Here is a 21,020-nt window from a genome sequence, read left to right as displayed (position 1 = left end):
AGACAGCGACGGTCCAACCCTGCCCGCCGGCGGGTCAGTAGCGCACCAGGCTGCCGTCCACCTCGTCGATCCAGCCGAGCATGCCCCCGGCGAGCACCCGCACCTCGGGGTGACCCAGCTCGATGAGGTGCTGCGCGGCCCGCTGGGCCCGGGGCCCGACCTTGCACGTGACGACGACCGGATCGGCACCCAGCTCTGCCGCCATGTCGGCCTCGGTCCAGGTCAACACGCTGGTCAGCGGCACCCGCAGCGCTCCGGGCACGGTGCCCAGGGCGTGCTCCTCGGGCTCGCGGACGTCGAGCACCCGCACCTGGTCCAACCGACCAGCGAGCTCGGTGGGGCGCACCGTGGCAACCGCCTCCGGCAATGGGTCACTCGGCTGCCCCGGCACCGCCTCGCCCTGCCGAGTGACGGTGGCCATCCCCCGCGAGGGATTGGGTCGCAGCGGGATCTCGCGCATCCGCATCGCGGCCACGTCGATCAGCAGCACCCGCCCGACCAGCGGCTCACCGACCCCGGTGATCAGCTTGACCGCCTCGGTCGCCATGATCGAGCCGACCTGGCCGACCATCGCGCCGAGCACGCCCGCGTCCGCGCAGGACGGCACGGCCTCCGGCGGCGGGGTGGTCGGGAACAGGTCGCGCAGCGAAACCGCCTCCTGCGCGGGCACCCACGGCGCGGGGACGAAGGTGGCGACCTGGGCGTCGTAGCGCAGGACCGCGGCCCACACGACAGGGATGCCGAGCTCGGCGCCGGCGTCGGCGACCAGGTAGCGGGTGGCGAAGTTGTCGGTGCCGTCGATGACCACGTCGTGCTCGCGCAGCAGGTCACGCACGGTCTCGGCGCTGACCTCGGTATGCCGGGGGTCCACCTGGATCAGCGGGTTCAGCTCGCGCAGGGCCCGCGCGGCGCTGGTCACCTTCGGGACGCCCACGTCGGCGGTCCGGTGCAGCACCTGACGTTGCAGGTTCGACAGGTCGACCACATCGTGATCGATGACCGTGATCCGGCCGACTCCTGCGGCGGCGAGGTAGATCATCGCCGGACACCCGAGCCCACCGGCACCGACCACGCACACCCGTGCGCCCGCCAGTCGCCGCTGACCCGACATGCCGATCCCCGGCACCAGGAGGTGCCGGGAGTAGCGCTCGATCTGTTGCCGGGACAGCTCGGGCCCGAGGTCGACCAGCGGCGGCAGGAACGTCACCGATCCATCATGGCGCGCGCGCGTCGACAATCTCGACCTGGTCCTCCTTCAGGGGACGCTGCGGCGGGACTCAGGCCGCGACCCGCCAGCGGCCGGTGTCCGTTTCCTGACCGGCCAGGCCCTGGCGGCGGAAGTCCTCGAGCATGGCCGGCATGGGCCACCACCCCCACCGGTCGTAGAAGATCCCCGCGTTGCGCACGATGGCGTCGACGGCGGGCGGCGGTGAGTCCTGGTTTGTCTGGTGCTGTCGGTAGGTGGTGGCCCCGCCCAGCCGGGTGAGGCTGCCGCCCGCCTGCCGGACGAGCTGACCGAAGTCGAGGTCCTCGGCCCCACAGCCGACGTAGTCCTCGCAGAAGCCGCCGGTGGTCAACCAGTCCTGGGTGCTGATCGCGAAGGACCGTGACCAGCTGCCTTCGAAGCGGGGGTCGGGGCGCACCTCACCGGCGCGCAACGGAGTTCGCCCACCGTCGACCGTGGCCACCGAGGAGAGATCGGTGACCGGATATCCCACGGTCGGCGCGGGGCCGAGGTGCTGCACCTCCCCGCTCCACAGTGCCGGTGCGGGGACGTCCGCGTGGTGAGCTGCCGCGGCATACGTCTGCAGCATCCGCGGGCCAGGAATGCAGTCGGCATCCAGGAACACCAGGACGTCGGCACCATGCTCGATAGCGGTCTGCGCCGCCAGGTTGCGCGCGGCAGCCCGGGGCAGGCCCCGCGAGGTGCCCCGCAGCGTGGGGACGAGCGTGGGCCAGCGATCGGTGGTGATCGGCAGTCGTCGCCGGGCGACCTCCACGTCGTCCATCGCGACGACCACGTGCAGATCCGGAGCGCGAGTGCTCACGCCGAGGCCGTCCACCTGGCCCATCAGGTGGGCGTGCTGACGGTGGGTGGTCGTCAGGACGGCGGTGCGCGCAGACACGGTGTGACCTTTCGGCAGAGGTGGGCACTTGTGTGCCACAAGACCGACAATAGTCAGCGCGTGGCGCACTGCCCACATCCGCAGGGGTGAAATCCTTACACCGTAAGGTGACCGTTGACCCGCCCATTCTGCCAGCAGAACATACCCTGCCCCGATTGTGACACACTCGGTAGGTGCCGCCGACCAAGCAGCTGTCCACCACCACAGTGGTGACGGTAGCGCTGTCCAACGACTACCAAGTCGTCGTCGAGGGGCTGGAGCAGATGCTGGCGCCGCACGCCGACCGGATCCAGGTGGCCGAGCTCAACGTCGGCGCCCCGGTGGGCCGGCCGGTCGACCTCACCCTCTACGACACCTTCTCCCAGCCCCAGGTCGACGCTGACGAGATCGACCGGGTGCTGGCCGGTCCGCTGTCCGGCCGGGTCGTCGTCTACACCTGGAACACTCACGAACGGCTCATCCGGACCGCGTTGGACAAGGGAGTCAGCGGATACCTGTCCAAGACGCTCAGCGCGGATGAGCTGGTCGCGGCCCTGGAGCGCATCCACGACGGGGAGGTCGTGGTCGACGTGGGACCGATGCCGGAGGACGCCACCGGTCCGCGGCCTGGCGAGCGCGACGAGCTCTGGGTCGCCAACCGGGACTGGCCCGGCAAGCGTGACGGGCTGACGGTCCGCGAGTCCGAGATCGTCACGCTCATCACCCAGGGGCTGTCCAACCAGCAGATCGCCGCGCGCAGCTATCTGAGCATCAACTCGGTGAAGTCCTACATCCGCAGCGCCTACCGCAAGATGGGCGTGGACAGTCGCACCCGGGCCGTACTGTGGGGCATGGACCACGGGATGGCGCCACGGCGCAGCCGCACCCTGCGCTGATCAGGCACCCGGCTCCAGCTCGGCCCGGGCCAGGGCGTCCAGATAGTCGGCGAAGCCGCCGACGACCCGACTGCTCGCCCGCCCTGAGGTCCGCACCCTGGTCAGGTCGGTGCTGAGGCACCGCCCGCCCGTTCGCCGCACCCGGGAGGCCAGGTCGACGTCCTCGTGCACGGCCAGGCTCGCGAAACCACCCGCCCGCTCGTATGCGGATCCCCGCACGCCGAGGTTGGCCCCGTGCACCGCCAGGTGCCCCTCGCGGAGCCCGTGCTCGGCGTGCCACCGTTCCTGCAGGCGCTGGGTGAGGTCGCCAGGATCGGGCTCGACCGAGCCCAGGACGAGATCGACGCCGGTGTCCGCCACGGTCAGCTGGCGGGTGAGCCACTCCGGCGGCACCCGGGAGTCGGCGTCGGTGTGGGCCAGCCAGACCCGCTCGGCTCCAGCACCCGAGGCCGGCCCGGTCGGCGACGAGGGCAGCAGCGAGAGCCCGGTGTCCACCCCCCGCCGGCGCACCGCGCCGACCCGGCCCAGGTCCACTGCGACGGCCTGCGCCCAGGGCCGGGTTGCCACCACCTCGGCCGTGCGGTCGGTGCAGCCGTCCAGCACCACCACGACGAGGCACAGGCACGGCCGTGGGGAGGCCGCGAGTCGTGCGGCGGCGTCGGAGATCGAGTCCAGGCACCCCCCGATGAGCTCCTGCTCGTCGCGGGCGGGCACGACCACGAGGACCTGCTCGATCGGAGCGATCACGTGCCAGGATCCGTCCGACCCTGCGCCGTCCACACGACGATGTCGAAGTCCGGCTCGTGGTGTTGCACGAGCCGGTGCAGCCCGAGCACCTCCTCGAGCCGTTCGTGCACCGCCGGCCCGGTCAGCGGCCAGCCGCGCACGTCGTGCCGCCAGTGGCAGGCCAGCACGACCCCGTGATCGCTGAGTCCGGCCCGGACCCGGTCCGCCAGCCTCGTGAGCCGGGCGGGGCTGAGGAAGTAGCCGGTCTCGGAGATGACCACCAGGTCGAACCAGCCCGGGGGCCACTGCTCGGGCAGCTGCAACCGCGCGACATCGACGTGTGGATGCTCGGCCAGGGCCTCGCGAGCACGGGAGACCACCACGGCACTCTCGTCGACGGCCAGCAGAGCATCGCACCGCGGCGCGAGCTCGGCGCTCAGCGCCCCCAGCGAGCAGCCGACCTCGATGGCTCGGGGGTAGGTGCGATCCGGCAGGGCCGCGACGGTCAACGCTCGCTTGCGCTCCTCATACCACGACGACCGGACCTGCCACGGATCGTCGTCCACCGCATACAGACCGTCGAAGGGGGTCACCTCCTGCGGGTCGCAGCGCACGTAGAACTCGACCTCGCGGGAGAAGTGCTCCAGGAAGGCCGGGCCCAACAGGGCCTCGTCACCGGGCCGGTCCGAGAGGTCGCTGACCTGGGACAGGTGATGCGCGATGGCGGCCAGCTTGGCGCGATGGACCGCCACGGGCAGCTCGACCAGCACCGCACTGTCCCAGGGCAGGTCCAGCGGCCCGCCCCAGGACCACGCCCAGATCGGTGCCTGCCACAGGGTCGCGTCGGTGCGCCAGGCGCTGGCCGAGGCGACCCGTGCGGCGGCCACATGGTCCGGGTGCCGATCGCCCTCCCAGGTCGAGACCAGCAGGGTGTGCTCGCCGTCGGTGCCGATCAGCTCGACGACCCGCTCCACGACAGGGTCCACATGGCTGCCGAGGTTCCCGTCCGGTCGCTCCAACAGGTGCAGTCCCGCCTCGGGCGCCAACATCTCCAGGGCCTCCCGCACCTCCCGGGCGCGGATCCTGGCCAGGTCCTGCGGGCGGTGAGTGCTGGAAAGGGGGTGCGAGGCGGCACCGTCGGTGGCCACGACGAGATCGATGTCCAGCCCCGCGGCGGCGGCCAGGCACAGCAGCCCAGCCGCGGCGAGCGTCTCGTCGTCCGGGTGCGCCGAGACCACGACCAGGCGCCGGATGTGCGCCGGAAGTCCGAGCACCGGGAGCCGGGACCACTCCGGCAACGCCCGCCACATCTTCTCGGGGGTCCCGTCCTCGCGATGGTCGAAGGCAGGCGTGGCGACGGTCCGCCCCGGCGCGCTCACTGCACCCCCCAGGTCGAGGGCGGGGGCGGCTCGGCCCGAAGGAGCCGGCCCAGCGCCGCCTCGTCGCGCTCGGCGTGCTCCTGACGCAGGTAGAGCTGCAGGTCGGCCAGTCGCGCCGCATGTTCTGTCTCACTGACCTGCGGGGCGGGTCCCAACGTGTGACCGGCCCGCTCCAGCACCTCCTCGGCGGCGACGCGCACCGCCCGGCGGACCCGGAGCGCCAAGGCAGCGCCGCCTTGTCCCTCCGCGGTGCCTCGGTCGACCGCATCGGCGGCCAGGGCGAGGGTGGCCCCGGCGGCATGGAGCGCGGCGTCCGCCGCGCCCAGATGCATCGCTGCCACCTGGTCCAGCTCGCGGGTGCCGGCTTGGTGGTGCATCCGGCGGACCAGGCCGGCGGCACCTCCCCACCAGCACGCCGCGACACCCATGCCACCCCATGCGAAGCCCGGGCGGGTGAGATACCATCCCGGTGGCCCCACCGCGCTCGCCGGCACCCCCTCGAGGTCGATCGGTCCGCTGGTCACTCCGGCAAGCCCGTGGGCCACCCACCCCTGCTCGTGCACGGTCACACCCGGGGCGCGCAGGTCGAGGGCGAACAGTCCCCGCTCCTGCCCGTCGCCGCACCAGGCGGTGACCAGAGCCCGGTCCAGGCGGGAGGCCAGGGAGCACCAGGGCTTGCGCCCGGTGAGTCGCCAGCCTCCGTCGCTGCGCTCCTGCGCCTCCACCCGCGTGCCCGGCCCCTCAGCCGCATACACCCCCCAGGTATGCCGCTGGCCGCCGGCAGGGATCTGGTGTCCCTGGTCGCGGGCCTGATCGAGGATGGCCAAGGCATCCAGGTGGGGCTCGAGCACCCGAGCGACGCTCAGGTCGACGACTGCCGCCGCCGCCTGGGCCTGCCACAGCTTCCGGGTCGCGCCCAGCCCGGGCCGGGGCAGCTCGGTGCTCCATCGACGGGCCAGCTCCACCGCGGCGCCGATGCGTTCGTCGGTCCCGCCGGCGGCCACCAGCTGCTGCACCTCCCGGGCCAGGCACGTCGCCACACCGTCGATCCGGGACGAGCCGTGCGGATCCAGTAGCGGCGCCGACGTGCCGATCCCGTTGGTGATCACCTGATCGGACGAGGCGTTCGCGAGAGTGCTCACCTGATGAACGGTAAGTAGTCCCGCTCCCGCCCGCCACCCCTGCAGGGGTGGTCCACCTCCGGGGGCCGAACCGGACCAGGGGTCCGGGTAGCGGGCCGGGCCACGCGGCATACGGTGGAGCCATGGACTTTCGATACCTCGGCAACAGCGGACTCAAGATCTCCGAGATCACCTACGGCAACTGGCTGACCCATGGCTCCCAGGTCGAGAACGACGTGGCGACCCAGTGTGTGCGGGCAGCCCTGGACGAGGGCATCTCCACCTTCGACACGGCCGACGTCTACGCCAACACGGTTGCGGAGTCGGTGCTCGGCGAGGCCCTGAAGGGCGAGCGTCGCGCGGACCTGGAGATCTTCACCAAGGTCTACTTCCCCACCGGCCCCGGCGCCAAGAACGACACCGGGCTGTCCCGCAAGCACATCATGGAGTCGATCGACGGCTCTCTGGAGCGGCTGCAGACCGACTACGTCGACCTCTACCAAGCGCACCGCTACGACACCGAGACGCCACTGGAGGAGACGATGCAGGCCTTCGCCGACGTCGTCCGGTCCGGCAAGGCGCTCTACATCGGGGTCAGCGAGTGGACCGCCGAGCAGATCCGCGACGGGGTGACCCTGGCCACCGAGCTGGGCTTCCAGCTGATCTCCAACCAGCCGCAGTACTCCATGCTGTGGCGGGTCATCGAGGACGAGGTGGTGCCGACGTCGAGCGAGCTGGGCGTCTCCCAGATCGTCTGGAGCCCGATGGCCCAGGGGGTGCTGTCCGGCAAGTACGCCCCCGGCCAGGCCCCGCCGGAGGGATCGCGGGCCGCCGACGAGAAGGGCGGCGCCGACATGATCAAGCGCTTCATGAACGACCAGGTGCTGGCCCGGGTGCAGGACCTCAAGCCGGTGGCCGAGGAGGCCGGGCTGAGCATGGCCCAGCTGGCCGTGGCCTGGGTGCTGCAGAACGACAACGTCGCGGCTGCCCTGGTCGGCGCCTCCCGGCCCGAGCAGGTCGCCGAGAACGTCAAGGCCGCCGGGGTCCGGCTCGAGTCGGACGTTGTGTCACGCATCGATGAGGTGCTCGGCGACGTCGTGGAGAAGGACGCCGGCAAGACCGCCGAGACCGCGCCGAAGCAGCGGATGGCCTGAGGTGACTCCGGCCGAACTTCTCATCGAGAGCTTCTCCCGGGTCCCCGAGGTGGCGAGCTCGGCGGTGTCGGGTTTGTCCGAGCAGGAGCTCGCCCACCGGCCCGACGCCGACGCCAACTCGATCGCCTGGCTGGTCTGGCACCTGGCCCGGGCGCAGGATGCGCAGGTCGCGCCGCTGGCCGGTCAGGAGCAGGTATGGCGTGCGGCGGGCTGGCAGGACCACTTCGACCTGCCGTTCGCCGCCGAGGCCATGGGCTACGGCCAGAGCAGCGCGGACGTGGCTTCGGTGCGCGCCTCGCCTGACCTGCTGCTGGGCTACCTCGACGCGGTCCACAAGCGCACCGTCGCCTACCTGCAGACGCTGTCCGAAGATGACCTGGACCGGGTGATCGACGCTGACGACGACCCACCGATCACGGTCGGGGTCCGGCTGGTCAGCGTGCTGGACGACTGCGCCCAGCACGCCGGCCAGGCGGCCTACCTTCGCGGACTCATCGACCGCGCCGACTGACCGATCTGCTGACCGTTGTGCGCGCCACTGGGGCCTGCGCAGGCCGCGCCGGCGCGCACAACGGTCACTGGTGGCTAAGCTCCCCTGCCTGCTAACGGCTGGACGAGCCCTGCGGCCGCGCCCGCGCGGAGCGGCGCGGGCCGCCCTGCCGCGGCGCACCGCCCTGCGCCGGACCGCGTCCGGAGCCGCCGGGACGCCCCTGCCCACCGCTTTGTCCGTTGCGACGGGCCTGGCCACCGCCCTGTCCATTGCGACGGGCCTGGCCCCCGCCCTGTCCGCCTCGCCGGCCATGGCCGCCACCGGCGGGCGAGCCGGCGCCCGGCTGGACCGGAGGGGTCACCGGTGCCTTCGGAGCGACAAAACCCGCCGGTCGTGGGGCGATCTCGGTGAGCAGCGGGTGACCGACCCGGACCCGTGTGGTCGTGGGTTGCACGCCAGCGGCCTTGGTCAGCGCCCGCACGTCACGCACCTGCTCGTCGGTCATCAGGGTGACGACCCGACCGGAGGCACCGGCGCGCGCGGTGCGCCCGGAGCGGTGCAGGTAGGCCTTGTGCTCGACAGGAGGGTCGGCGTGGATGACCAGGCCTATGTCGTCGACGTGGATGCCGCGCGCGGCGATGTCGGTGGCGACCAGGGTCTCCGCCGCTCCGGAGTGGAAAGCCTCGAGGTTACGGGTTCGGGCGTTCTGCGCGAGGTTGCCGTGCAGCTCCACCGAGGGGACCCCACGGCCGTTGAGCTGCTTGGCGAGCTTCTTGGCACCGTGCTTGGTGCGGGTGAAGACCAGGGCGCGTCCGGGGACGGCCACGAGGTCGGTCAGCACGTCGATCCGATCGGTGCCCGCGACGTGCAGCACGTGGTGCTCCATGCTGGACACGGGTGACTGCGCCGAGTCCGCGCTGTGCAGCACGGGGCGGGTCAGGTACTTCTTGACGATGACGTCGACCCCGCCGTCGAGGGTCGCCGAGAACAGCATCCGCTGCCCGTCCCGGGGGGTGCGGTCCAGGATCCGCTTCACCCCGGGCAGGAACCCGAGGTCAGCCATGTGGTCGGCCTCGTCGAGCACGGTGATCTCGACCGCGTCGAGCCGCAGGTCGCCGGTGCTCGCCAGGTCCTCCAGGCGCCCGGGGCAGGCGATGAGCACGTCGACACCGGCGCTGAGCGCACGGATCTGCGGGCCCTTGCCGACACCGCCGAAGACGGTGGTGCTGCGCAGTCCCGCCGTCCGCGCCAGCGGCTCCAGGCTCTCGGCGATCTGGCCGGTCAGCTCCCTCGTGGGGGCCAGGATGAGGGCGCGCGGTCGCTTGGGGGTGCGCCGGGAGGAGGAGGCGACGAGCCGGGCGACCAGGGGGAGCAGGAAGGCGTAGGTCTTGCCCGAGCCGGTGCGTCCGCGGCCGAGGACGTCACGACCGGCGAGCGAGTCGGGCAGGGTCGCTGCCTGGATGGGGGTGGGGGTGGTGATGCCGCGCTCGTGCAACGGGGCGGTTAGGTGGGCGGGCACGCCGAGGTCGGCGAAGGAGTGCGTGGGCACAGGGATGTTCTCCAGATGGCTTCGATGCGTGGGATGTCTCGCCCGGCACGCTGCACATCCGGGTCGTTCCGGTGCTGACGCGGCTCTTACGGTGCGGCTTCCCTTGCGCGGGAGACCCATGTCGTGACAGCGGCCCGCGGCAAGACGAGGCGGGCTGCTGGATCTAGCCTACGGCATACCCGGTCCCACTCGTCTCACCGGGTCGAGGTGTCGGTGCCGCTCTGGCCGTGCGGGCTGGCCTGACCGGGCTGACCGGTCCGGTTGGCCTTGTCGGCCTTGCGCTTCTGCCACCACTTGAAGCCGGCCATTGCGACCGGGGCGATGCGGACGAGATTGCGGAGCATGGGTGCCTCTCAAGATCGGGATGTGATCGTCCGACCCTAATCCAGGCACCTGTCGGGACGGGACATGCCGCAGGGTCGGGTGCCCTCAGTCGGCCAGCAGCGCCGCCGCGAGGTCCGCGTCGAGTACCAGACTGTTGACCAGGCCACCCGTGACCGCGGCGCGCACGGCCTGCGCCTTGGCCGAGCCGAAGGCAATGGCCACGACCTGGGGGATGGCCCGCAGCTGCGCCCAGGAGATCGTGATCAGTCGTTCGGACAGCGCGACCGTGAGCGGGTCCCCACGAGAGTTGAAGTAGACCCCGGCGCTCTCCCCCACGACTCCCGCGGCGCTCGCCTCGGCGCGATCCGCGAGGCTCGCGACGTCATACTGGGTGGACAGGCCCGGGCCCCACTGCCCGATGCCGACGACGGCGTGGGTGACCTCGTCGGCGAGCGCCAGACCCTGGGCGACGGAGGTCTGCCGGCGCAGACTTTCTGCGGTCCGCGGGTCATCCACCACGAACGGCGCGTGGAAGATCGATGCAGAGCCGCCGCACGCCCGCGCCGCGGCTCGCACGATGTCGACGGCACTGGCGTCATACCCGCTCAGCTCCATCGCCCCGGTGAGCTGGACCACCCGCACGGGCGGCAGATCCTGCAGATGAGCGGTCATCGCCAACACCGAGCGGGACCACGGTAGGCCCAGGACGTCCTCCGGGCCCAGGATCTCGGACAGGAGTCGAGCAGCGGTGCGACCCAGGGCGGCGTTGATCTCCGCGGCGGCCGATGGTCCGGCGGCGAGCACCGCGCACCGGGACAGCTCCAGGCCGTCCTGGACCCGGGCGGACAGGTCGAGGTCCAGACCGTCCACGGGGGCGATCTCGATGCGGACCAACCCCGCCTCGTACGCGGCGTCCAACAGCCTGGCAACCTTGAAGCGGCTGATGCCCAGGCGTTCGGCGATCTCCACCTTGGACTCGCCGGCCAGGTAGTGGTGCCGGGCCACCCTGGCGGCCTGCACGAGCTCAGTCGGCCCCATGCCTCCCACGTCGTCGCCTTCCGTCGTCACGCACCAGCACCGTTGCAGATCACGCTTTGGTCACGGTTGCCGACAGAGTACGTCGACGCCCATTGACAGACCATCTTTCAACTAGTTTACTCAGATGCGCAAGTAAGTGCTCAGATGAGCACGCTGAGCTGATTCCATCTACGAGGAAGTAGACCGATGCGCCAACGCCGATGTGTCACCCTGGCCATGACCGTCACGTCCGGGCTGGCTCTGGCCGCCTGTTCCGGAGCAGGGGGAGGGGGTGGCGGCGGCGGCGGCGAAGGTGGCGGCTCGGGAGGCGGCGGCACGGTCAACGTGCTGCAGGTCAACAACCCGCAGATGGTGGATCTGGAGAAGCTGACGCCGGAGTTCTTCACGAAGGAGACCGGCATCAAGGTCAACTTCACCACCCTGCCGGAGAACGACGTGCGCGCCCAGATCAGTCAGGAGTTCTCCAGCCAGGCCGGACAGTATGACGTGGCCTCGCTGAGCAACTTCGAGATCCCGATCTACGCGCAGAACGGCTGGGTCGCCCCGCTGGACGACTACATCGCCGGGGACGAGGACTTCAACCAGGACGACATCCTCGGGCCGATGGCCGAGTCGCTGTCCTACGAGGGCTCCGTCTACGGCGAGCCCTTCTACGGAGAGTCCTCCTTCACGATGTATCGCAAGGACATCTTCGAGCAGGAGGGCTTGGAGATGCCGGAGAACCCGACGTGGGACGAGATCGCAGGCTTCGCCGAGCAGCTGGACGGGGTCGAGCCCGGGATGTCCGGCATCTGCCTGCGTGGCCTGGCCGGCTGGGGTCAGGTGCTGGCCCCGATGACCACCGTGGTCAACACCTTCGGCGGCACCTACTTCACCGAGGACTGGGAGGCGAAGGTCGACGCGCCGGAGTTCACCGAGGCGACGACGTTCTACACCGACCTGGTCAAGGAGTACGGACAGAACGGTGCCGCTCAGTCGGGCTTCACCGAGTGCCTCAACAACCTGACGCAGGGCTCCTCGGCGATGTGGTACGACGCCACCTCCGCCGCCGGGTCCCTGGAGGGCGACGGCTCGCCGGTCAAGGGCAAGATCGGGTATGCCGCGGCACCGGTCAAGGAGACCGACGCCTCGGGCTGGCTGTACACCTGGGCGTGGGGCATCGAGGAGGCCAGCCAGAACAAGGACGCTGCCTGGGAGTTCATCTCCTGGGCCTCCAGCCAGGAGTACGAGGAGCTCGTCGGTAACGAGCTCGGCTGGGCCAAGGTCCCCGCCGGGAAGCGCGCGTCGACGTACGAGAACCAGGAGTATCTGGAGATCGCGGGCGCCTTCGCCGAGCCGACGCAGGCAGCCGTCGAGGCGGCCGACCCCAAGAGCCCGGGGGTGCAGCCCCGGCCCGCACCGGGCATCCAGTTCGTGGGCATCCCTGAGTTCCCGAGCATGGGCACCCGGATCAGTGAGGACATCAGCTCGGTGATCGCCGGCCAGATGAGCGTCGAGGAGGCCCTGTCCAACGGGCAGCGGCTGGCCGAAGGCGTGGCCTTGACGTACAAGGAGTAGAGAAATGACCACCCAGCAGAGCGAGGCTCCCGCGGTGGAGGGCAAGACCAAGCAGCCCTCCACCGGGATGAGCCGGTCCGCGAAGTGGGCGCGACGCGCCCCCCTGATGCCCGCGCTGATCTTCGTCATCGTCCTGACGCAGATTCCGTTCGCCACCACCTTGGTGCTCTCGTTCACGGACTGGGTCGCCTTCCGTCCCGACGATCGCGGGTTCGCCGGATTCGACAACTACGTGGATGTCTTCACCGACCCCACCGCTCGCAGCGCGGTCTTCGTCACCATCATCCTGACCGTGACCGTGGTGCTGGTGTCCCTGCTCCTCGGTCTGAGCATTGCGCTATTGCTGGACCGTGAATTCTGGGGGAGGGGCATCGTGCGCACCATGATGATCGCGCCGTTCCTGGTGGTCCCGGTGGCAGCAGCGCTGGTGTGGAAGCACGCGCTCTACAACCCGGACTACGGTCTGTTCAACGGGTTGCTGCGGATGGTCTTCGGCGACAACGCACCCACCCGGGACTGGATCAGCCAGAATCCGCTGATCGCCATCGAGGTCTCCCTGATCTGGCAGTGGACGCCGTTCATGATGCTCATCCTGCTGGCCGGCTTGCAGTCGCGTCCCATGGACGTCGTGGAGGCGGCCCGCATCGACGGAGCCAACGCCTGGCAGATCTTCACTAACATGACGCTTCCCCACCTGCGGCAGTACCTCGAGTTGGCCGGACTGCTCGGGGCCATCTACGTGGTGCAGACCTTCGACCACGTCTTCACCCTCACCGCCGGGGCATTGGGTACCTCCAACCTGCCGTTTCACATTTACCAGAAGCTGCTCGTCGCCCAGAACTACGGAGAGGCGTCGGCCGCCGGCGTGGTCACCGTGATCGGCACCATCATCATCGCGACCTTCGCCTTGAAGGTCGCTTTCAGCCTCTTTCAGGAGGAGCACCGATGAGCACCACCGACAAGGACGTCACCGTTGCTGCCGAGGAGGGGGAGACCGCACGGGCCGGCGCTCCGCGCAAGCTGAACCCCAAGCCCAAGAGTCGCGGCGGGCTCTGGCTCGGCATCGCGGCGTGGGTGATCGGTCTGATCTTCGTGACCCCGGTGCTGTGGATGGTGCTGACCTCGTTCCACGCCGAGACGGACGCGGCGACCCGGACTCCCAGCTTCTTCGCCCCGCTGGTCCTGGACGGCTACCGCAGCTTCCTCAACGCCGGGCCGTGGCCGCCCATGATCAACTCCGCCACGGCCAGCCTGGTGTCCACCGTGCTCGTGATCCTGCTGGCCTTCCCCGCGGCCTACGCGCTGTCCATCAAGCGGGTGGACAAGTGGACGGACGTGATGTTCTTCTTCCTCTCCACCAAGATGCTCCCGATCGTGGCGGCGATCCTGCCGCTCTACCTGATCGCGCTGAAGTTCAACATGCTGGACAACATCTTCACGTTGGTCCTGCTCTACACGGCGATGAACATGCCGATCGCGGTGTGGATGCTGCAGTCGTTCCTGGCTGAGGTACCGGTGGAGATGCTCGAGGCCGCCCAGGTGGACGGGGCCGGCTTGATGCGCACCCTGGTGTCCGTCGTCGCACCGGTCGTGGCGCCCGGCATCGCCGCGGTGGGGTTGATCTGCTTCATCTTCAGCTGGAACGAGCTGCTGCTCGCCCGGGTGCTGACCAGCACGGTGGCGGGCACGGCACTGGTGTTCCTGACCGGGTTCGTGACCAGTCAGGGCCTGTTCCTGGCCCAGGTCTGCGCGGCCTCAGTGGTCATCTCCCTCCCGGTGCTGATCGCCGGCTTCGCAGCCCAGGACAAGCTGGTGCAGGGTCTGTCCATGGGCGCGGTCAAGTGAGCCCGGCGCTCGGCGCCGGCACGGTCGGGGATCTCGACGACTCGGTCACGGTCCCGAGCTACACCCGGGACCAGGTCAGCCGTGGCATCGTCCACTTCGGTGTCGGTGGCTTCCACCGGGCGCACCAGGCGATGTATCTCGACCAGCTGATGTCGCAGGGCGAGGCCCTGGACTGGGGCATCTGTGGTGTCGGCGTGCTGCCGCACGACAAGAAGATCGTCGACACCCTCACGGCCCAGGACGGGCTCTACACGCTGGTCGTCAAGCACCCCGACGGTCGGCGGGAGGCCCGGGTGCTCGGCTCGATCATCCAGATGTTGCTGGCCCCCGACGAGCCGCAGGCCGTGCTCGACGCGATGACCGACCCGGCCACGCGCATCGTGTCGCTGACCATCACCGAGGGTGGCTACCTGGTCAACCAGACGACCGGTGAGTTCGACGCGAGCGATGACTCCATCCAGCACGACCTCGAGGACGGCGCCGTGCCCCGCACGGCCTTCGGCTTCATCGTGGCGGCTCTGACCGCGCGACGAGAGGCCGGGACCCCACCCTTCACGGTGATGTCCTGCGACAACCTGCCCGGCAACGGCGAGGTGGCGCACAAGATGATCACCGCGTTCGCCCGGCTCAAGGACCCCGAGCTGGCCGACTGGATGGAGGAGCACGTCCCGTTCCCCAACTCCATGGTCGACCGGATCACCCCGGTCACCAGTCCGGAGGACATCGAGCAGCTCACCAAGGACACCGGCATCGAGGACGCCTGGCCGGTGGTGTGTGAGCCGTTCACCCAGTGGGTGCTCGAGGACCGGTTCGCTGACGGACGACCGCAGCTCGAGAAGGTCGGCGTGCAGGTCGTCGACGACGTCGAGCCGTTCGAGCTGATGAAGCTGCGACTGCTCAACGCCGGGCATCAGTCGTTGTGCTACCTGGGCTACCTGGCGGGCTACCGCTATGCGCACGACGTCGCCCAGGATCCGCTCTTCGTGGACTTCCTGCTGGGCTACATGGAGCACGAGGCCACCCCGACCCTGCCGCACGTCCCGGACACGGATCTGGCCGACTACCGCACCACCCTGATCGAGCGGTTCGCCAACCCGGAGGTCCGCGACACCCTGGCCCGGTTGTGCGCCGAGAGCAGCGACCGCATACCCAAGTGGCTGCTGCCCGTGGTGCGGCACAACCTCGAGCACGAGGGCCAGATCCAGCGCTCCGCTCTCGTGGTCGCCGCCTGGGCCCGGTATGCCGAGGGCACCGACGAGCAAGGTGAGCCCATCGAGGTCGTGGACCGGCTCAAGGACCGGGTGAGCGCCGCCGCCGCCAAGAACCGACAGAACGGCAACGGCCCCGGGCTGGGCTTCTTACGCGACGAGGACCTCTTCGGCGACCTGGCGGACGATCCACGGTTCGCCTCGGCATACCGAGCCTCACTCCGCTCCTTGCACACCCGCGGAGCTCGCGAGACCCTGGAGCACCTGGTCGGTGGGTGACGCGAGAGGATTCCGTTTGAGTCTGGTAGCAGGGGTCGACAGCTCGACCCAGTCCTGCAAGATCGTGGTCTGCGACGCCGCCACCGGGCAGATCGTGCGCGAGAGCCGAGCGGCCCACCCGGACGGCACCTCGGTCGATCCTGAACGCTGGTGGGAGGCGTTGGTCACGGCGACCTCGGACGGGCTGCTCGAGGACGTCGAGGCGATCGCCATCGGTGGGCAGCAGCACGGCATGGTCGCCCTCGATGAGCACGACGAGGTGGTCTGCGACGCGCTGCTGTGGAACGACACCCGCTCTGCCGACGCCGCCGGTGACCTCGTCCGGGAGCTCGGCGGGGCGCAGACCTGGGCCGAGCAGGTCGGCAGCGTCCCGGTCGCGGCGTTCACGGTGAGCAAGGTGCGCTGGCTGGCCGAGCACGAGCCGGAGTCCGCAGAACGCACGCAGACCGTGGTGCTGCCGCACGACTGGATCACCGGACGGCTGCTGCGCGAGCGCGGCGGGTTCGACGGGTGGTCCACCGACCGGGGTGACGCCTCGGGGACCGGCTACTGGTCCGCACGCGAGGGCCGCTACCGCGACGACCTGATGGAGCTGGCGCTCGGCCGCGTCTTCGAAGTGCCCCGGGTGCTGGAGCCCGCGGAGACCGCCGGGACGGTGGCGAACGGCATGATCGTCGCGGCGGGCACGGGGGACAACATGGGCGCCGGGCTCGGGCTCGGTCTGCAGCCCGGTGACGTCGTGGTCTCGCTCGGCACCTCCGGGACGGTCTTCACCGTCTCCCAGACCTGCCCCACCGACCCCACCGGGGCGGTGGCCGGCTTCGCCGACGCAACGGGTCAGTTCCTCCCGCTCATGTGCACCCTCAACGCCGCCCGGGTGCTCACCGCGGCCGTCTCGATGCTCGGTGTCGACCTGTCCGAGCTGGACCGGCTGGCCCTCGCTGCCGAGCCGGGGGCCGGCGGGCTGAGCCTGCTGCCCTACCTCGACGGTGAGCGGACCCCGGATTTGCCGCACGCCACCGGCACCCTGAGTGGGCTGACCCGGAGCAACGCCACTCCGGAGAACATCGCCCGGGCAGCCGTCGAGGGCATGCTGCTCAACCTGCGTGACGGGGTGGAGGCGCTGCGTGGTCAGGGCGCCGAGGTAGACCGGGTCCTGTTGATCGGCGGAGCCTCGGCCTCCACGGCGGTGCAGCAGGTGGCGGGCAGCCTGTTCGGCGTGCCGGTCTCGGTGCCGGCGCCCGCTGAGTATGTCGGGATCGGCGCGGCCCGACAGGCCGCCTGGGCCCTCAGCGGGGAGCCGGAGCCGCCCGAATGGTCACCGGCGCTGACGGCGCAGACCGGCGCGGACGGCATACCCGACCCGTCCGGACCGCAGAACGAGGAGATGGTGCAGCGGTATGCCGAACTGCGGCAGACCGTCCACCGCACCGGCTGAGTAGCGTAAGCGCCATGAGGACGTCGCCGGCGCAGGGCTCCCCCGGGGAGGACCGAAGCCGGCTTGCCCGGCGGGTCTTCCCGGACGGCACCGACCCCGACCCGCGGTTCACCCTGGCCAACGAGCGGACCTTCCTGGCCTGGGTGCGGACCGGCCTGGCCCTGCAGGCCGCGGGGATCGCGGTGGAGGCCTTCGCGATCCTGGAGGGGCCGGCCCGCAAGAGTGTGGCGGTGCTGCTGTTGATCCTGGGCATGTTCGTCACGGGCGGTTCCTTCGTCCGCTGGATCGGGGTCGAGCGGGCGCTGCGCAACCAGCGGTCCCTGCCACTGCCCCTCATTGCGCCGGTGCTGGGCGTCGGCGGTGCGGTCGGCGCGGTCGTGCTCATCTACGTGATCCTCGCCGGCTGATGCCCCCTGCTCGGATCCCTGGTCAGCCGCAGCACGGTACGGCGGCCCACCTCGACTCGGGGCTCCAGCCGGAGCGCACCACCTTGTCCTGGTCACGGACCTGTATGGCATGTGTGGTGGTCAGCGCGGTCTTCTTGCGCTGGTTGCCGTTCTACGGCCTGGCGATGCTGGCTTTGCCGATGCTGACGATGGCCGCGGCTCTCGGCATCTCCGTCTCGCAGCGGCACCGCACCCTGCGTGGGGTGCAGGGTATCCACGCCGAGCGACTGGCGGTCGACCCGACCCCCATGCTCATGTTGGCGTTGCTGACCCTCGTGCTCGGAGCCTGCGGGCTGGCCTTCGTCGCCATCGCGGACTGATCCGTGCAGCGCAGACTCCCTCGCAAACCGATGGCTGAGCGCGCAATCTCCCTCACAGATCGATGGCTGGGCGTCCGTCACACTGACGGTGTGACCTCGCCCCACCTCCGTGCCCAGCGCCGGCAGCTGGCCAACCTCGGACCGCTCGAGCAGCTACGGGCCGGACACCTCCCCCGCCGGTTGGCCCAGCTGGTCACCGGACTGTTCCTCTACGGCGCGTCGATGGCCCTGGTGATCCGCGCCGGGCTCGGGGTGATCCCCTGGGACGTGCTGCACACCGGCCTCATCCAGCACCTGCCGACGTCGTTCGGGACGATGACGATCATCGTGTCGCTGCTGGTGCTGCTGGTTTGGATCCCGCTGCGGCAGCGGCCGGGGCTGGGCACGGTCGCCAACGCCTTCGGGGTGGGCATCTCCGCCGACCTCACCCTGTGGCTGGTGGGTCCCGCGGACGGGCTCCTGCTCCAGGTGCCGTTGCTCGTGGTGGGGATCGTGCTCAACGGCTTCGCCACCGCGCTCTACATCGGCTCGCAGCTCGGCCCGGGCCCGCGGGACGGCCTGATGACCGGGCTGTCCCGGGTCAGCGGACGCTCGATCCGCCTCGTCCGCACGGTGCTGGAGGTCACCGTGGTCACCGCCGGGTGGCTGCTCGGCGGCGCGGTCGGGCTCGGCACTGTGCTGTATGCCGTGGCCATCGGCCCCTTGGCGCAGCTCATGCTGCCGTGGTGCACCGTCGCCGTGACCGTGCCGGCGGCCGGCAAACGAGAGGACGACGAGCGGGCGGACGACATACCCTCGGGCTCGTGAGCGATCGACCCCTGCTCCAGCTGCACCCGTGGTACTCCACCCGGGCCCAGCAACGCGACCGGCTCGACCTGGCCGTGGTCGACCGCGCCACCGACGATGTCGTCGGCGAGGTGGTGCTCAACGACTGGGATCCGGGCAACCGCACCTGCAGCTTCCGCACCTTGATCGGCCCGGCGGGACGCGGCAAGGACTGGGGACGAGGCGGCCCGGCTGATCGTCGACCACGGCTTCCGTGTGCTCGGTCTGCATCGCATCGAGCTGGAGGTCTACTCCTCCAACCCCAGGGCGCAACGGGTCCACGACAAGGTCGGATTCGCGCACGAGGGCACCAGGCGTCAGGCGCTGCGCTTCGACGAGGAGTGGGTCGACACCGAGCTCATGGCGATCCTGGAGGCGGACTGGCCCCCGAGGGCGTAACGTCGCGTGCATGGCACTGACAACTCTGTCCCGACCCCGGCACGGCAAGGTCATCGCGGGGGTGTGCGCCGGCCTGGCTCGCCGCTTCGGCATGAGCGCGACCATGGTCCGCGTCCTTACCGTGCTGTCCTGCATCCTGCCCGGTCCCCAGTTCGTGGCCTACATCGTGCTGTGGATCATCATGCCCAAGGACTCGGTCTAGGCACCCAGGTCGCCGCTCCCGACGACTGGGTCGGGACCTTCGGCCCTGATCCGGGCGCCGGCGCTCGGCATACGGTGGGTCCGAGCGAAGGAGGCACGATGACCGACGACACCTGGTCCGAGGACACCCGGACCCTGCTGACCGACCTGGAGTGCTGGGAGCTGCTGGCGGCCCGGCACTTCGGGCGGCTGGCCTACCATCTGATCGACGAAGTGCATCTCGTGCCGATCAACTACCTCGCCGAGCCCGACAGGTCGCGGTTGCTCTTCCGCACCGCCCAGGGCAGCAAGCTCCTCGGCGTGGCCATGCACCACGATGTGGCCTTCGAGATCGACCATGTCGGCGACAACAGCGCCTGGAGCGTCGTTGCCCGTGGCCGTGCCGTGCAGCTCGACGGAGCGGCCGCCCGCGAGGCCCTCGAGCTGCCCATCCGCACCTGGGTGCCTGACGAGAAGCCCGCCGTGGTTGCGATCGAGGTCAACGAGGTCACCGGCCGCCGCTACCATTTGCGTCCGAGCCGCGGCTGACATCACCCCTATTGAAGGGCTGACACCGCTCTACCGGAGGGGTTGACCGGCCCGGCCTGGCAAGCGCTACGGGCACACTGGGCGCATGGACTCCTACCCGCGTGGTGCCCTGACCTTCCCCGTCGTCGACGTGGGGCCGCGCGCCGGGGCGGCCGTGGTGCTGCTGCACGGCTTCCCACAGGACTCCTGGTCCTGGGGGCCGATCAGCCGCAGACTGGCCGACGCGGGCCTGCGCACCCTCGCGCCGGATCAGCGGGGGTATGCCGACACTGCCCGACCGCGAAGCCGCCGCGCCTACCGCTTGAGCGAGCTGAGCCTCGACGTCGTGGCCCTGCTGGACGCCGCCGGACTGGAGCGCGCGCATGTCGTCGGGCACGACTGGGGCGGTGCGGTGGCCTGGCATCTGGCGGCACGGCATACCGACCGCATCGCCTCTGCCACGGTGTTGTCCACCCCGCACCCCGCGGCGATGACCTGGTCGCTCCTGCGCAGCCGGCAGGCCCTGATGAGCGGCTACATGGCGGCATTCCAGCTCCCTGTACTGCCCGAGCGCTACCTGTCCGCCCGGATGCACGGCTTCTACCGCAGCACGGGCATGCCGCGTGAGGCGGCCGAACGGTATGCCGAGCGCTTCGCCGACCCGGGCTCGCTGACCGGTCCGCTGGGTTGGTATCGCGCTCTCCCCCTCACTCGCACCCGGGTGGGCCGCAGCAGAGTGCCGACGACATACCTGTGGGGCAACCAGGACGTGGCTCTCGGCAGGGTCGCTGCGGAGCGGACGGCGCACTATGTGTCGGCGGACTACCGGTTCGTGGAGCTGCCGGCGGGGCATTGGTTGCTCGAGACGTGTGCCGACGAGGTCGCCGGCGAGATCATCGACCGCGTGAAGGGCTCTGAGACGTTGACCGCATGACCAGGCCCCGAACCTGAGCCGCAGCGACCTGCTGAAGATGTGTCTCCGGGCACGATCTGCCTGACCCGACCTTGTCGCGGGGGTGAAGGTCGGCTCGGCTCACCACACGCGAACCCGCCTGTCGTCCACACCCCGTGCCTGCTCGTCCTGTAGTCCACAGGGCACGGTCTGACGGGGCGGGTATGTCAGACGTGTGTTCTAGGTTGGTGGGTATCGAGATGACCTCGTTGTTCGCGGGGTGACCAGGGTTTGGCTGATCGGTGAGGAGGGTGAGGGCGG

At 70.3% G+C, this 21,020-nt stretch carries 23 protein-coding genes; 15 read left to right on the top strand and 8 right to left on the bottom strand.

The features are described 5' to 3' along the window. Positions 1 to 34: 34 nt before the first annotated feature. Complete coding sequence (gene moeB, locus ACR2FV_RS15970; RefSeq protein WP_434016692.1) at positions 35 to 1,207, bottom strand: molybdopterin-synthase adenylyltransferase MoeB; 1,173 nt, start codon at positions 1,205 to 1,207, stop codon at positions 35 to 37. A gap of 70 nt (positions 1,208 to 1,277) precedes the next feature. Beyond that, complete coding sequence (locus tag ACR2FV_RS15965; RefSeq protein WP_434016691.1) at positions 1,278 to 2,126, bottom strand: glycosyltransferase family 2 protein; 849 nt, start codon at positions 2,124 to 2,126, stop codon at positions 1,278 to 1,280. A gap of 173 nt (positions 2,127 to 2,299) precedes the next feature. Between ACR2FV_RS15965 and ACR2FV_RS15960 the strand changes: the two genes are divergently transcribed. Next, complete coding sequence (locus tag ACR2FV_RS15960) at positions 2,300 to 3,001, top strand: LuxR C-terminal-related transcriptional regulator (RefSeq protein WP_434016690.1); 702 nt, start codon at positions 2,300 to 2,302, stop codon at positions 2,999 to 3,001. On the opposite strand, the gene ACR2FV_RS15955 is transcribed toward ACR2FV_RS15960, so the two are convergent. The 3 genes from ACR2FV_RS15955 to ACR2FV_RS15945 are packed head-to-tail and all read right to left on the bottom strand — an operon-like array spanning position 3,002 to position 6,248. Then, positions 3,002 to 3,748, bottom strand: coding sequence for a glycosyltransferase (locus tag ACR2FV_RS15955; protein WP_434016689.1), 747 nt, complete (start codon positions 3,746 to 3,748; stop codon positions 3,002 to 3,004). It lies immediately after the preceding gene. Continuing rightward, entirely contained in the window at positions 3,745 to 5,106 is a 1,362-nt protein-coding gene (locus ACR2FV_RS15950) for a bifunctional PIG-L family deacetylase/class I SAM-dependent methyltransferase (protein WP_434016688.1), read from the bottom strand. The genes ACR2FV_RS15955 and ACR2FV_RS15950 overlap by 4 nt, the downstream gene beginning before the upstream one ends. Further along, positions 5,103 to 6,248 (bottom strand): acyl-CoA dehydrogenase, encoded by a 1,146-nt coding sequence (locus ACR2FV_RS15945; RefSeq protein ID WP_434016687.1) that lies wholly within the window; start codon positions 6,246 to 6,248, stop codon positions 5,103 to 5,105. The genes ACR2FV_RS15950 and ACR2FV_RS15945 overlap by 4 nt, the downstream gene beginning before the upstream one ends. A gap of 122 nt (positions 6,249 to 6,370) precedes the next feature. Here ACR2FV_RS15945 and ACR2FV_RS15940 point away from each other — a divergent pair, with 122 nt between their 5' ends. Together ACR2FV_RS15940 and ACR2FV_RS15935 are read left to right on the top strand one after the other, a co-directional pair. Then, a complete protein-coding gene (locus ACR2FV_RS15940) occupies positions 6,371 to 7,381 on the top strand; it encodes an aldo/keto reductase family protein (RefSeq protein ID WP_434016686.1) in 1,011 nt (336 codons plus the stop codon). A gap of 1 nt (position 7,382) precedes the next feature. Continuing rightward, entirely contained in the window at positions 7,383 to 7,892 is a 510-nt protein-coding gene (locus tag ACR2FV_RS15935; protein ID WP_434016685.1) for a mycothiol transferase, read from the top strand. 91 nt (positions 7,893 to 7,983) lie between these two features. Here ACR2FV_RS15935 and ACR2FV_RS15930 read toward each other — a convergent pair whose 3' ends face one another. The 3 genes from ACR2FV_RS15930 to ACR2FV_RS15920 form a co-directional block, all read right to left on the bottom strand. Continuing rightward, the gene (locus tag ACR2FV_RS15930; protein WP_434016684.1) at positions 7,984 to 9,420 is read right to left on the bottom strand and encodes a DEAD/DEAH box helicase; all 1,437 of its coding nucleotides are present in this window, start codon (positions 9,418 to 9,420) and stop codon (positions 7,984 to 7,986) included. A gap of 194 nt (positions 9,421 to 9,614) precedes the next feature. Then, positions 9,615 to 9,764, bottom strand: coding sequence for a hypothetical protein (locus tag ACR2FV_RS15925; RefSeq protein WP_434016683.1), 150 nt, complete (start codon positions 9,762 to 9,764; stop codon positions 9,615 to 9,617). Positions 9,765 to 9,849: 85 nt separating this feature from the next. Beyond that, entirely contained in the window at positions 9,850 to 10,812 is a 963-nt protein-coding gene (locus ACR2FV_RS15920) for a sugar-binding transcriptional regulator (RefSeq protein ID WP_434016682.1), read from the bottom strand. Positions 10,813 to 10,998: 186 nt separating this feature from the next. On the opposite strand from ACR2FV_RS15920, the gene ACR2FV_RS15915 reads away from it, so the two are divergent. From ACR2FV_RS15915 to ACR2FV_RS15860, 12 genes are all read left to right on the top strand, one after another. After that, a complete protein-coding gene (locus ACR2FV_RS15915; protein WP_434016681.1) occupies positions 10,999 to 12,339 on the top strand; it encodes an ABC transporter substrate-binding protein in 1,341 nt (446 codons plus the stop codon). 4 nt (positions 12,340 to 12,343) lie between these two features. Beyond that, entirely contained in the window at positions 12,344 to 13,288 is a 945-nt protein-coding gene (locus tag ACR2FV_RS15910; protein ID WP_434016680.1) for a carbohydrate ABC transporter permease, read from the top strand. Then, entirely contained in the window at positions 13,285 to 14,184 is a 900-nt protein-coding gene (locus ACR2FV_RS15905; protein ID WP_434016679.1) for a carbohydrate ABC transporter permease, read from the top strand. The genes ACR2FV_RS15910 and ACR2FV_RS15905 overlap by 4 nt, the downstream gene beginning before the upstream one ends. Beyond that, a complete protein-coding gene (locus ACR2FV_RS15900) occupies positions 14,181 to 15,671 on the top strand; it encodes a mannitol dehydrogenase family protein (RefSeq protein WP_434016678.1) in 1,491 nt (496 codons plus the stop codon). Before ACR2FV_RS15905 ends, ACR2FV_RS15900 begins: the two co-directional genes overlap by 4 nt. Positions 15,672 to 15,687: 16 nt before the next feature. After that, positions 15,688 to 17,109 carry a xylulokinase gene (gene xylB / locus ACR2FV_RS15895; protein WP_434016677.1) on the top strand — a complete coding sequence of 474 codons (1,422 nt, stop codon included), beginning with the start codon at positions 15,688 to 15,690 and terminating at the stop codon, positions 17,107 to 17,109. Between the two features lie 14 nt (positions 17,110 to 17,123). Next, positions 17,124 to 17,516 (top strand): YidH family protein, encoded by a 393-nt coding sequence (locus ACR2FV_RS15890; protein ID WP_434016676.1) that lies wholly within the window; start codon positions 17,124 to 17,126, stop codon positions 17,514 to 17,516. Continuing rightward, positions 17,516 to 17,875 (top strand): DUF202 domain-containing protein, encoded by a 360-nt coding sequence (locus tag ACR2FV_RS15885; protein WP_434016675.1) that lies wholly within the window; start codon positions 17,516 to 17,518, stop codon positions 17,873 to 17,875. Before ACR2FV_RS15890 ends, ACR2FV_RS15885 begins: the two co-directional genes overlap by 1 nt. 90 nt (positions 17,876 to 17,965) lie before the next feature. Then, positions 17,966 to 18,682, top strand: coding sequence for a YczE/YyaS/YitT family protein (locus ACR2FV_RS15880; RefSeq protein WP_434016674.1), 717 nt, complete (start codon positions 17,966 to 17,968; stop codon positions 18,680 to 18,682). A gap of 234 nt (positions 18,683 to 18,916) precedes the next feature. Next, positions 18,917 to 19,099, top strand: coding sequence for a GNAT family N-acetyltransferase (locus ACR2FV_RS15875; protein ID WP_434016673.1), 183 nt, complete (start codon positions 18,917 to 18,919; stop codon positions 19,097 to 19,099). A gap of 10 nt (positions 19,100 to 19,109) precedes the next feature. Then, a complete protein-coding gene (locus tag ACR2FV_RS15870) occupies positions 19,110 to 19,301 on the top strand; it encodes a PspC domain-containing protein (protein ID WP_434016672.1) in 192 nt (63 codons plus the stop codon). Between the two features lie 98 nt (positions 19,302 to 19,399). Next, a complete protein-coding gene (locus ACR2FV_RS15865) occupies positions 19,400 to 19,828 on the top strand; it encodes a pyridoxamine 5'-phosphate oxidase family protein (RefSeq protein WP_434016671.1) in 429 nt (142 codons plus the stop codon). Positions 19,829 to 19,913: 85 nt separating this feature from the next. After that, complete coding sequence (locus ACR2FV_RS15860; protein ID WP_434016670.1) at positions 19,914 to 20,741, top strand: alpha/beta fold hydrolase; 828 nt, start codon at positions 19,914 to 19,916, stop codon at positions 20,739 to 20,741. Positions 20,742 to 21,020: the final 279 nt, after the last annotated feature.

This window comes from Ornithinimicrobium sp. (assembly GCF_051004135.1).
Classification (GTDB): Bacteria; Actinomycetota; Actinomycetes; order Actinomycetales; family Dermatophilaceae; genus Ornithinicoccus.
The sequence above is the reverse complement of the archived record's forward strand: the minus strand, read 5'-3'. Positions and strand labels throughout refer to the sequence as shown.